This is a genomic window from Aminicella lysinilytica (assembly GCF_004362975.1).
GTDB classification, from domain to species: Bacteria; Bacillota; Clostridia; order Peptostreptococcales; family Anaerovoracaceae; genus Aminicella; species Aminicella lysinilytica.
Genome location: NZ_SNXO01000009.1, coordinates 55,961 through 67,445, shown reverse-complemented (window position 1 = coordinate 67,445; position 11,485 = coordinate 55,961). Strand labels below are relative to the sequence as shown.

Sequence of the window (11,485 nt, the reverse complement as noted above, 5' to 3'; positions counted from 1 at the left end):
GAGCATAATCGATGCGAAAATACGAGGCATCTTCGATACAGGAAGCGGAACTCAGCAGGTCCTAAAGAGCCTTGGACAGTTACAGAATGTCACGCCATCGTAGAAAATATTAAAGCCACAGAAACTGTCAACCCAAATTACCAACAACAACTTGACACTATCCAATGTAATAAGGGCAATTGTCAGAGCCCAACGCATGTGGTAAAATATTTTAATAGAAATAATCACAGGGGGAAAACTGATGAAAGAAACTAAAAACACATTAATTCTAAGGCGCGTGACGCTGGGAACGTATCTGCTCAACCTGGTGCTGCTGATAATAACCGTAACCGTTGGCATGTCATCCCTTGATACGGGAGGCCTGACGACTCTAATAAACATCAGCAATGTGATTTCGATCGCATTTACCATTTTGCTTTTTGTGCTGGTGATCATGGAGCTGTCATACCTCAGCAAAGACCAGACCGCCATGCACAGAAAGCGGAGGATGGCCACGGACATCATCGTCCTGGTATGCTTTGTGATCGCGACTCTGATCGCAGTCATCGAGAACTTCACGACTACCATACCGCTGGCCGTGAGTATAATTTCTACCACATCGAATGTAGTGGGCAACATCGCCTTCTGGTACATGATAGTAGAGAACATAATCCACAAATATTGATCATTGGAGGCTGAAAAATTGAAATTCACCAAGATGCACGGAGCCGGTAACGACTTCATCATAATCGACAACAGAGAAGAAAACCTCACGCCGGAAAGGGCGTCTTATGTGGCGAAGACTTTGTGCCAGAGGCGGCTTTCCATCGGCGCTGACGGCATGATGCTCGTAGATGCGGCCCAGGCCGGCGGCGATTATCGCATGACCTTTTATAATTCCGACGGCAGCCTCGGCGAAATGTGCGGCAACGGAGCCAGATGCATTGCCAGGTACGGTTTTGAGCGGGGCCTGGCGGGAGAGACTCAGCACATAGAAACCACCGCGGGCATGGTCAAAGGCTGGCGCCAGACCGAGCGCCAGTACAAGGTCAGGCTCAATGATGTAACAAAACTTCAGCTGGTGAAGAATGTCACCGCGGCTGGGGGTCAGGAGTGTGCCTGCAGTTATATAGAGCTGGGAGATCCGCCGCTTCCTCACGCAGCCGTTGAAATCGAAGGCCTTGAGAAGGCGGATCGTGATAAACTCCGCACCCTGGGCCGCGACCTTCGAAACAGCCCGGATTTTCCTAAAGGCGCAAATATCAACTTTTACGATATTATCGGTGAGGATCTGGTCAGGGAGCTGACCTATGAGCGTGGCGTGGAGGATTTCACTTACGCCTGCGGCACAGGCACCGGTTCCATGGTGGCCGCCCTGACGATCATGGGCAGGGTGTCCGGGAACAATGTGAAAGTTCTGGTACCGGGAGGCGAGCTCTTCATAACCATTGAAAGAGACGGAGACAGAGTAACAGACGTGTACCTGACCGGTCCGACAAATTTCGTCGCCGAAGGGACAGTGCTGGACGAAGACCTGTAGAAACGACTGCTCGGCCAGGTCGCGAATTTTGCGACGGCCCCGGCCGCTTGCCCGGCCGGGCCGTAGTTGTCTTGCCCGGCCCGCGCACGCCGCAGTCGACTTGCCCGGCCGGGTCGCCGCAGTTGCCTTGCCCGGCCCGCGCACTGTTTATTGGTAATCAGGCCGCATACGTGCGTTCTCGCACGTATTGCCCTGTATTGAGTAACAAAGGTGCGTTTTGCCAGGTTCCCAATTTGGTTTCCGCACGTATTAGTGATTCTCAGAGCATGGAGGTGCGCATATTGGAATTTCAACGATTGCCCTCGCACTTATCAGTTGCTGTAGAGGATAAAAAGTGCGTTTTAAATCCGACTTACTACCATTAAATAACAATTAAGGATAATAAGCCCATTGACGCGCACCTTGACACCTTGAATTCGGCCAAGACGTGCGATTTTGGTTTACAATAATAAAAAATCCGCACTATCGTTATGGATATCAGCCCAATACGTGCGCAGAGACCTCCACTGATTGTCAAGGTCAGATTTGTGTGTAAATTCATTAGATGGATCAATCGGTTTCTGTCGGGCACTTAGGTGATATTGACTGTTGCCTCAGGACTAGCTTGATATATAGCAAGTTGCCCGACAAAAAGCTGTCCGATCCCACGCGCAAGAATCACTGCGTTTTTGATTACTATGTGGCACATCAAATTATATTGAAGGGCTTGCGCGCAAGGATCCTTGCATTATTTAAGACGGTGTGGCGCGTCACCCAAAATATCAGGACGAAGCCGCAAGAATCGGGAAGATTTCATAGACATTGTGGCGCGTAGCCATTGAAAATACTACGTTGAAGGCCTGAAGCCGCCACAATGAATCAATTATTCAATCAATTCTTGCGCGGTGTCGGTGCTGAAATCCGGTATCCGCCACAATGAATCAATTATTCAGTCGATTCTTGCACGGAGCCTTTTCTGAAATCCGATATCCGCCACATCACGTCAATTATTGATCCAATTCTTGCGCGCCGCGGTAGCCGCTGCAATCCAAACACTTGCGCGCCGCGGTAGCCGCCGCGGCCTCAAGTCAATCGCATAGGCGGCCGTCGGCCCCAGCGATCCGCAGCCTCCGTCCCATCGCATCTACAGCATGAACATCCTTGCTGCCATCATATCCTGGATATCCTTTCCTCTATAGAGCACCGTGCGCTCGTCCAGCTGCTCGGCGCCGGGATAGAAAGAAGACCGCAGAGCGTGGACGCACTCTTTGAAATTGATCTCCATGTCGAAGTGATCCGGCGTGACAGGCAGACATTTGTCGCGGTTAGCCAAAGCCGCGCAAACGCCCGCTTCGATTTTTTTGCACGCAAGAGAAGGGGCGATACTGAAGGTCGCATTGCCGATGCCGTACTTGACGCCGCAGGTGCCAATCTCAGGCACGAGCTCCTTTGCCAGACTGCAGACCTGCTCGTCTCCGCTGATGAACACAGATGGCACGCCGTAGTAAGCCGCCACATAGGCATTCATGTCAAACTCGCTGATCCGCCTACCGTTGATTTTGATGTAGTTATTGCTGAGGTCCATGGTGTGGGACAAAGGGTTTCCGTTGTAGCCTGCCCCTGCGTGGTAGCCGATGTAAATGGCGGCGTCAAAACTGCTGTCGATGGCTGCCATCATGGATTCCGGCGTGTTGGCCCATCCGCGCATGATGCGGACCTCCTCGGGCAACTCGTCGATAATTATGTTGCGGGCTGAGTCGTGACCGTCCTTCAGGAGGATCTCGTCAGCCCCGGCTTTGATGGCGCCCCGGCATGCGGCCAGGACCTCGTCGGTCATGAGCCTCGAAGCCTGCTGATGGTCCGGAAGGTTGAGCTCCGTCTCGTCCCAGGCAGTTACATTATTGATTCCCTCTATGTCTGCGCTTAAATATACTTTCATAGTGACTCCTTTCTTCGTCTATATCACAGCAATTATCTGCTGGTATTACTCAAATACAGTTGTTTCCCCGCGTGGCGCATGAATTCCGCCGCTTCGGGGGTCACGGTCTCGTTGAACATCATCACGAGGACGAAGGGTTTGTCGGTCTGCACCAGTGCTTCGTCGCCTAGGATGCCTCGCGCGCCGCCGGTCTTATTGGCCACCGGGCACTCGTCCTCGAACCATTCGGGGATGTAGCATTTGTCCTGCTGGTCGTAAAGGACGGCCAGTACCTCGTCGCTGACTTTTTCATTAACAAAAGTTTTCCTGTGGAGTTTTTCCAGCAGTCCGCCGAGTTCTGCGGGAACAGCCTTATTGTTGAAGCCCTTTGCCTGCATTTCGTCGTCGTAGAAGAGTCGCTCCAGATGGGTCTTCTCAAGGCCTGTGGCGGCAAACTCACCGTTGAGTCTGTCGATACCGAAATGGGATATCAGCACATTGGCCGCCGTGTTATCGCTGATAGTTATCATAAGATTGCAAAGAGTCTTAACATCTACTACCGGCTCGTCGGTGAAGGCGTTGAAAGCCCCACAGCTTGGCACCCTTACGTCATAGGTTATTTTGATTTTATCGTTCCAGCGGGCCTTGCCCTCAGCCACCATTTTGCTGATAGCCATGAACACCGGCAGTTTGATCATACTGGCCGGGTGAAACTCTTCGGTTTCATTATACGCAAGCACCTCATTGGTGACCAGATTTTTGTAGTACAATCCTGACCTGCCGGGAATTTTTTTTATGTCCTTAATTATATTCAAATCACTGTACCTCCATAAATATATTATATGCAAAATGTATGCCGTGACAATAAAAATAACTTTACCTATTTTATAATTATGATAAAATGTAGTACAGTAGTGCATTGAAAGGAGATTCCTTAATGGTAAGTAGCAGTCAGATAGAGTTTATTATGAATAATATGAATCTTGGACTTGTTTATGTGGATAAAAGCAGACGCATACAGATGTGTAACCAGATAGCCAAGGAAATCACCGGTATAGTTGTGGATGCTCATAATAACCACGGATCCGGGAAAATTGAAGATGGAGACATTGTAGTAATAGCAGACAACAAACTCGGTGACGATGACGGAGAATTATCATTAGATGAATTGAAGTCCCTGAATATCAATGATAAACAGATCAAGGATGATGATATGCTGTTGGCTATAGGAGTTTATAATAACGAGAAGATCCAGTCACAGTATAAGTATATAAGGGAACATCAGTTAAGGGTCCCTGTCAGCATAAGCAGTAATTATTTCGGATTCAACATATCGGCCAGTATAGATACAGCTAACAAAGTTACGGAAATCACGGTCAATGGCCAGCCTAACAGGATAGAATACTATAGTTCAGTTGGCAATACTGTAGTCATAGACGGAAAGACAGGAAGCATCAAGTTCGTTCAGGCCAGAGGCTACAGCGTCAGACACGAAGCAGTTGGAGACCTTCTGCGGGGGCATGGTTTTATTGCTAAGGATGTAGAACGCAAGGACATCGATGTTACGGGGAAGATGTTTCTTGAGCTATTCGACAAGTCCAAACTATCAGATGAATTGTTTGGGGCTCTTGACGGCCGGGAGACAATTATTAATAACAGCATATATGAAATTAATAAGAGACCATTTGTGTGCACCATAGTGCCATGGCGTGAGGAAGGTGCTGATGACGGAGTATTCCTGATAATCCAGGAAGCTGAAAATCTGGAGAAACTCATGATCGCCAGGAACGAGATAATCGAGCAGATGGAGGACGGCCAGCTTAGGGAAAGTCAGAAGGAATTAGGCTTTCCGGAAGATGCCTTTAAAAGTTTTGTAGGCAGGAGTCCTCAGGCCAATGAGGTGAAATATTTAGCTTACAAGGCATCGCAGAATAAATTCAATGTAATAATTACAGGAGAAAGCGGAACTGGAAAATCCCAGTTGGCAAAAGAAATACATGACTATGGCACTCCGGGCACGCCATTTATTGAAGTCAACTGTAACGCCATCGCACCGTCGCTGTTCGAGAGCGAACTCTTCGGCTATGTAGGAGGGGCTTTTACAGGCGCAAAAAATGAAGGCAAGACGGGCTTCTTTGAGGCGGCCAACGGCGGTACGCTTTTCCTGGATGAGATAGGCGATATACCTCTGGAAATCCAGGTCAAACTTTTGCACGTGTTGCAGGATAAGATAATATACAGAGTCGGGTCATCCAAGCCTATCAGAATTAACGTCAGGATAATAGCCGCAACTAATCAGAATCTGGAACTTATGGTGGCCAATGGGACCTTCAGACAGGATCTGTATTATAGGATAAATGTTTTCCCAATAGACATACCGCCTCTCGGAGAGCGTAAGTCAGACCTTTATCTTCTGATAAATCACATTTTGAAGAGGGTATGCAACGAATATGGCATGGAGATGAAACAGTTTTCAGGAGACGCCTTGAATAAGATGCTCTCATACAACTGGCCGGGAAATGTCAGGGAACTTGAAAACACCATTGAAAGGGCCATAACACTTTGTGAATCCAATATAGTTTATTCGGAACATTTGCGAATAGGTACGGCCGGAACTGCCAATACCTTGAAGGAAATGCTGGCTGAAGATGAGAAGAGAATAATAGATACTTCTATGATGAAGCATAATAGCAATAAGCAGGCTGTCATGGAAGAACTGGATATTTCCAGGACGGTGCTATATGAGAAGTTGAAAAAATACGGAATCAAGTAAAATAAAACGAGCCTCCACATGAGAAAGCGGGGGCTCGTATTATTATGCCATTTTATTCTGTATAGACTCTCGGCGGCCTTGCAGGGATTCTTGCAATCACATCGTTCTTGTTGGTACCTGCCAGTTTGCTGGCTTCTTCGATGGTCATGGAACCGTCGCTGCCGTCACCGTAAATCACGGCTTCGTCGCCTTCTGAAACCCCTGGAATATCAGTAACATCGGCCATGCACTGATCCATGCAGAGAACTCCTACGAGAGGTGCCTTTTCTCCGCGGATTATCACATAACCTTTGTCACGCAGGTTGCGGGGATAGCCGTCGGCATAGCCGAAAGGCAGTGTGGCGATAACGCTGTCCTTAGGTGCTTTCCACATATAGTCATAGCTGACGCCTTCGCCGGCTTTGACCTGATGAAGCTGCGAGATCCTGGTGCTGAAGGAAATTGCCTGCTCCACAGGAAGAAATCCCTTGTGGAAGCCGCGCATTCCGTAAATCAGAGCACCGGGGCGGATCATATCCAGTCTGTACTTCGGAAAATCTACGCAGGCGATGCTGTCGGCCATGTGCTTGTATTTGAAACTGCATCCCATAGATTCCAACTTTTCGACAAAGTTCATAAACAGGTCGTACTGCTTCTCATCTTCTTCATCGTTTACCAGAGCCAGGTGGGTGAATATGCCCTCCACGTCCAGATGCTCTAGTGCGCAGATCTGGCAGATTTCTTCTGCGTATTCCGGAGATGGCATTTTGCCCAGGCGGTGGAAGCCCGTGTCGACTTTAATGTGGACCTTGGCGGTCTTGCCTGATTTGGCATATGCATCATCCATGATCTTAGCTTGCTCCATGGAAAAAATTGTCTGAGTTATGTTTTGTTCTACTACTACCGGCAACAACCTGTCCGGCGTATGCCCCAGTATGAACAAAGGATAGCCTGGGTAGTTCTGCCGGAGTTCTACGGCTTCGCTGAGGGTCGCAACGGCTAAATACGATGCACCGCTCTCCATAAGGGCTGGAGCGATTCCCACGGCGCCAAGTCCGTAGCCGTTTGCCTTGACTACGGCCATGACGGCTGTAGTCGGGCCGACCATATCTTCTATCAGTTTCATGTTGTGTTTCAGTTTGCCCAGGTCTACTTTGACAATTGTGTCGCGGAGGATCTGATCGTCTTTCTTATCAGTCATTTCCAAACTCCTTATTTAATATTCTTAATGTGCTGAGAATCTCTACAAGCATGCCGGTACGCATACACTCCTCATTTGGGCAGAGATGCTCATTATGAAGAGGGTAGATTTTCTCGCCTTTATCTGTGCAACCAATGTCGAAGTACATGCCGCGGCTCCCGTGACAGAAATACGCGAAATCGTCGGCTCCCAGGCTTGGCGTATCGCGGAGCTGTACTTTATCAGTTCCCAGGATATCTTCGCCTGCTTTTTTAACTAGTCCATAGAGTTCCGAGTCGTTTTCCAGGGACGGGTAGCTGTCGCAGAATTCAACTTCACAACCGGCACCGTAAGCGGAAGCAGTGCCTTTGCAGACCTTTTCCAGTTCAGCCTTAAGGAAGGCGCGGTTTTCTAGCGTGAAAGCTCTCAGCATTCCTGAGAATTCTGTTACCGCCGGGATTATATTGTTCTTGGTGCCGCTGTGGAACTGGCCTACGGTTATGAGGCCGGCCTCGGCGGGATTAAGTCGTCTGGTGATTATGGACTGCAGCGATGTGATCATAGCGCAGGCCGGAGGCAATGGGTCCAGACCCTTGTCAGGATGAGCTCCGTGACAGGAAACGCCCGTGACCTTGACCTCGAATTCACATGAGGCGGCGTTCATAGGGCCTTCGATTATGCATATCTTGCCGGTTTCGATTTCCGGGTCGATGTGAAGACCGATGACGCTGTTTACGTCAGGTGACTTGAGACAGCCTTCCTCTATCATGGACTCAGCGCCTCCGATGGTTTCTTCTGAAGGCTGAAACAGCAGGGTAACGCTGGCCGGTAGCTGATCTTCCATAGATTTCAGGACCTTGGCTGTGCCAAGCAATATAGATGTATGGATGTCGTGACCGCAGGCGTGCATGACGCCGGCCTTGTTTGAACTGTATGGCAATCCCGTTTCTTCCGTGATCGGCAGGGCGTCCATGTCGGCCCTGATGCCCACAGCCTTATCTTTGTTCTTGCCGACGATAGTAGCGACTATGCCGTGGCCTGCAACGTTGGCCTTGTATGGGATCCCCATTTCGTCCAGTTTTGCTGAAATGAATTCCGCCGTTGCGGACTCCTGCTCGCTCAGGTCCGGATTCATGTGTATATGTCTGCGTATGGAGACGACGTCATCGAAGACTTCGTCTACGCTGGCCTTGATTTTTTCAATATCTATGCTCATAGGCTCTCCTTTGGTGAAAATAAAAATATAAATATTGTATTGCAAATTTTGTGCCGCCATATTAGTATATAAGTGCAGACACCATTGATAGAACTTTGGCATAATTATTGCTTTTAATCATAGTATAACATAATTAAGAAATTTTGGAGGGCAATATTATGAATAAAAAAGACATGAAGATAATAGATATGCACTGCGATTCCATGATCGAATGCTGGAGACATGATGAGAGATCGCTGCGTAGCGGCAAGGGCCATCTGAATCTGGAACTTATGCAGAAGAATCATGGCATGTGCCAGTTCTTCGCCTGCTACCTGTCGAGAATTGAAATGAAGACGATGGATCCTTATGATCTGTTCCATAAAATTTATGGTTGCTTCAAGGAAGAAATGGAGAATAACAAGGACATCATTTCACAGGTTTACAGTGCCGAGGACATCGAGAAAAACGTTGAAAAAGGTATGCTTTCCGCATTCCTGACTATAGAAGACGGCGTTTTCGTTGACGGCAAGATCGAGAGGATCCAGGAAGTTTACGACCTGGGCGTAAGACTTATCACCCTTATGTGGGGATATGAGAACAGCATCGGTTTCCCATGCTTCGACGATCCTAAGGAAAATGCCCAGGGACTCAAGCCGTTCGGCATCGAGGTCGTGAACAAAATGAATGACCTGGGAATGATCATCGACGTTTCACATATGTCAGAGGGTGGCTTCTACGATGTTGCCAAGTACAGCAAGAAGCCGTTCATGGCTACTCATTCATGCTCCAAGGCTCTCTGCGGACATAAGAGAAACCTGACTGACGATCAGTTGAAGGTCATCGGTGAGAAGGGCTGTATCGCAGGCGTCAACTTTGAAAGCTCCTTCCTGAAGGAAGGGTCGGAATACGCTACTATAGATCAGATCATAGAACATCTGAGACATATGACAGATAAAGCCGGAATCAACGCCATTGGCTTCGGTTCGGACTTTGACGGTATAGATTCTACAGGCGAACTTGTAGATTACTCGGGATTTACCAAGGTACTGAACGCTATGGAGAAATACTATACTGATGATGAAATCGATAAGATTACTCACGAGAACGCACTGCGCGTTATTAAGGAGATTATCGGCAAATAAATCAGAACTAATTGTTTTAACTGAAAGGAGAGTATGGCTATTTGCCATACAAGAGTATTAATGCGTGAGATTAGATATTTTTACACATCATTGTCGAAACAGTTATTCTTGGTTTCATTGATAGTATTTGCATTAAGTAGGATATTTTTGTTCACAGAGATAAAAGTATTTCACATAGGCGATTATGATCAGTATTATAGCACATTATCTTTTTTGCTGTTATTCACAGCATGCCTAATTGTATGTGCGTTTTTCTTAATAGCGTATAGCTTTTATTACACGGATTTTACTGAGCACACCCTGACATATCACAATAAAATGCTTGGCAGACATGTTGACGTTGATATGGATGCAGTTAAGTTTGTTCATTTTACTAGGAATGGTATACAATTATATTATAAAAAGGATGAAAAGCCTAAGCTGGTGATACCGTTTTTTAGATTTGGTATAGTTTCAAAAAATGGTGTAGATAGTTTTACCAAGTTATTAGTCTATAAGAAAATAGAATTTGTAAATGACAATAAAGAACTGCCCGGGTACGGGTTTGTATTTAAAGTAATCAGAACGGTATATGCACTCTTGTGCATATTTGTAACAATAAATGCATTAAAGTACTTATTGCTGGTGTTTATGATTATGAAGGAAGAGGCATTCTGATGAAAATCATGCGGACACGCTAATTTTATGTTGGCGTGATAACTAGTTTAAATTGTAATAGAGTGAGGAATAATGGATAGCAGAAAATTGATAGGAAAAATGAAAGAAGAAACCTATACTTTGGAGGGGCATGTTGGAATATACGCGCAAGGAATAGAGGATGGAGATGAAATTGAAGTAATCGATGGCGTTGCCATAGATAACACTAGAGGTTGCAATAATAATGGAGACGTTGATGATTTATTTAAATCTGCAAGTGTAATAAAAATCTGGATTATGGCAGCGGCCTTTGACCAGATAGAGAAAGGAATACTTGAACGTGATAGTATTGTGACATTAAAAAACTTAGATAAAGTTCCATTTGCGTGTGCGGAGAACTATGCGGCGGATTTAAATACTGGTAATTTGACTGAGGATATGTTCCCTGAAAGTGGTGTGCTTAATTGCATGCATGATGGGCTTGAGTTAACAGTGGATGATATTATAAAATTGATGATACTTATTAGTGATAATACTGCAACCAATATGCTAATAGATGTGATAGGGATAGAAGCAATAAATGATTTTATGGCTTCAAAGCATGCTAATAAGAGTATACTAAGCCGTAAGATGTTTGATACGGGATCAGGCAATCAGGGCTTGGAGAATGTTATTTCACTTGAGGAAACGGGTGCTTTTTTCAGAGAATTATATACAGGTGAAATGATTTCCCAAAGGGCTAGTTTTGAAATGAGCTCGATTTTGCAGAATCAACAGATTACATATAAGATACCATTTTTTTTAAGGAACATACCAATTGCACACAAAACAGGAGAAGACATAGGCATTGCAAATGATGTAGGAATTATATTTGCAAAGAAGCCATACATATTTTGCTTTGCCTCTAATAATACTGATGTACCAAAGGCAGAACGCTTATGCCAAGAAATGGCGTTGAATGTCTATGAGTATTACAATGCTTAGCAACAGATGGTCTTAGGAAAAACTGTAGTCTTTTGAATTTTATACTAAAAATAATATAGTAGTAGTAAGCCAGGCAACCATTGGATAAATGTGTAGCCTGGTATTTTGTTGTATGGGAAAACTTCATTAAGATTGTTAAATTTGTCGCAGAATTCGTCCCAATACTAGGATGAGTAA

At 46.2% G+C, this 11,485-nt stretch carries 10 protein-coding genes; 6 read left to right on the top strand and 4 right to left on the bottom strand.

Annotated elements, in window-relative coordinates; genetic code table 11:
- The first annotated feature begins 241 nt into the window (after positions 1 to 241).
- The gene (locus EV211_RS03775; protein ID WP_133528102.1) at positions 242 to 664 is read left to right on the top strand and encodes a hypothetical protein; all 423 of its coding nucleotides are present in this window, start codon (positions 242 to 244) and stop codon (positions 662 to 664) included.
- 18 nt (positions 665 to 682) lie between these two features.
- Positions 683 to 1,519, top strand: coding sequence for a diaminopimelate epimerase (dapF, locus tag EV211_RS03770; protein ID WP_133528101.1), 837 nt, complete (start codon positions 683 to 685; stop codon positions 1,517 to 1,519).
- A gap of 1,123 nt (positions 1,520 to 2,642) precedes the next feature.
- On the opposite strand, the gene EV211_RS03765 is transcribed toward dapF, so the two are convergent.
- Both EV211_RS03765 and EV211_RS03760 read right to left on the bottom strand, forming a co-directional pair.
- Positions 2,643 to 3,437, bottom strand: coding sequence for a M55 family metallopeptidase (locus EV211_RS03765; protein WP_133528100.1), 795 nt, complete (start codon positions 3,435 to 3,437; stop codon positions 2,643 to 2,645).
- 32 nt (positions 3,438 to 3,469) lie between these two features.
- Entirely contained in the window at positions 3,470 to 4,231 is a 762-nt protein-coding gene (locus EV211_RS03760; RefSeq protein ID WP_166635362.1) for a serine hydrolase, read from the bottom strand.
- Between the two features lie 122 nt (positions 4,232 to 4,353).
- Between EV211_RS03760 and EV211_RS03755 the strand changes: the two genes are divergently transcribed.
- On the top strand, positions 4,354 to 6,189 hold the full coding sequence (locus EV211_RS03755) for a sigma-54 interaction domain-containing protein (protein WP_133528098.1): 1,836 nt from the start codon (positions 4,354 to 4,356) through the stop codon (positions 6,187 to 6,189).
- Between the two features lie 52 nt (positions 6,190 to 6,241).
- Here EV211_RS03755 and alr read toward each other — a convergent pair whose 3' ends face one another.
- Both alr and EV211_RS03745 read right to left on the bottom strand, forming a co-directional pair.
- Positions 6,242 to 7,369, bottom strand: coding sequence for an alanine racemase (gene alr, locus EV211_RS03750; protein ID WP_133528097.1), 1,128 nt, complete (start codon positions 7,367 to 7,369; stop codon positions 6,242 to 6,244).
- Positions 7,362 to 8,564 carry a M20 metallopeptidase family protein gene (locus EV211_RS03745; protein WP_166635361.1) on the bottom strand — a complete coding sequence of 401 codons (1,203 nt, stop codon included), beginning with the start codon at positions 8,562 to 8,564 and terminating at the stop codon, positions 7,362 to 7,364. The genes alr and EV211_RS03745 overlap by 8 nt, the downstream gene beginning before the upstream one ends.
- A gap of 158 nt (positions 8,565 to 8,722) precedes the next feature.
- Here EV211_RS03745 and EV211_RS03740 point away from each other — a divergent pair, with 158 nt between their 5' ends.
- From EV211_RS03740 to EV211_RS03730, 3 genes are all read left to right on the top strand, one after another.
- Positions 8,723 to 9,688: a dipeptidase gene (locus EV211_RS03740; protein ID WP_133528095.1), complete on the top strand. Its 966-nt coding sequence runs from the start codon at positions 8,723 to 8,725 to the stop codon at positions 9,686 to 9,688.
- Positions 9,689 to 9,835: 147 nt separating this feature from the next.
- Positions 9,836 to 10,345 carry a hypothetical protein gene (locus EV211_RS03735; protein ID WP_133528094.1) on the top strand — a complete coding sequence of 170 codons (510 nt, stop codon included), beginning with the start codon at positions 9,836 to 9,838 and terminating at the stop codon, positions 10,343 to 10,345.
- A 72-nt stretch (positions 10,346 to 10,417) separates the two neighbouring features.
- The gene (locus EV211_RS03730; protein WP_133528093.1) at positions 10,418 to 11,308 is read left to right on the top strand and encodes a serine hydrolase; all 891 of its coding nucleotides are present in this window, start codon (positions 10,418 to 10,420) and stop codon (positions 11,306 to 11,308) included.
- Positions 11,309 to 11,485: the final 177 nt, after the last annotated feature.